Annotated in this window: 2 tRNA genes and 1 rRNA gene; all 3 read right to left on the bottom strand. The window is 41.4% G+C overall.

Annotated elements, in window-relative coordinates:
• Positions 1 to 152 precede the first annotated feature (152 nt).
• A tRNA-Ala gene (locus CBG10_RS09520) sits at positions 153 to 225 on the bottom strand.
• 3 nt (positions 226 to 228) lie between these two features.
• Positions 229 to 303: transfer RNA gene (locus CBG10_RS09525), tRNA-Ile, on the bottom strand.
• A gap of 93 nt (positions 304 to 396) precedes the next feature.
• Positions 397 to 471 (bottom strand): 16S ribosomal RNA (locus tag CBG10_RS09530); the annotation flags it as partial.

Genomic DNA, 471 nt, shown 5'->3' on the forward strand with positions numbered 1-471 from the left:
TCAAAGATTGTCTGATTAATTGAGTTAGCGATTATAATTCGTTAATTAAAACTCAAATAACGCGGTGTTCTCGGTTTATTGTTTTGTTAATAAAGAAATTAGATAGTATTTAGTTTTCAAAGTACAAACTCTATCAACCTTCCGGTTGATAATGGAGAATAACGGAATCGAACCGATGACCTCCTGCTTGCAAAGCAGGTGCTCTCCCAGCTGAGCTAATTCCCCATATGGGCCTAAATGGACTTGAACCATCGACCTCACGCTTATCAGGCGTGCGCTCTAAACCAGCTGAGCTATAGGCCCAAATAAGCGTCTTATAGGTTAAAGTTTTAAGAGGTAAACCTCTCAAAACTAAACAAAGTTTCTTCGATGTGTAGGTTCCGTTTTATTCCTTAGAAAGGAGGTGATCCAGCCGCAGGTTCTCCTACGGCTACCTTGTTACGACTTCACCCCAGTCATCTGTCCCGCCTT

The sequence above is a fragment of the Limosilactobacillus reuteri genome, assembly GCF_002254085.1.
GTDB lineage: Bacteria > Bacillota > Bacilli > Lactobacillales > Lactobacillaceae > Limosilactobacillus > Limosilactobacillus reuteri_K.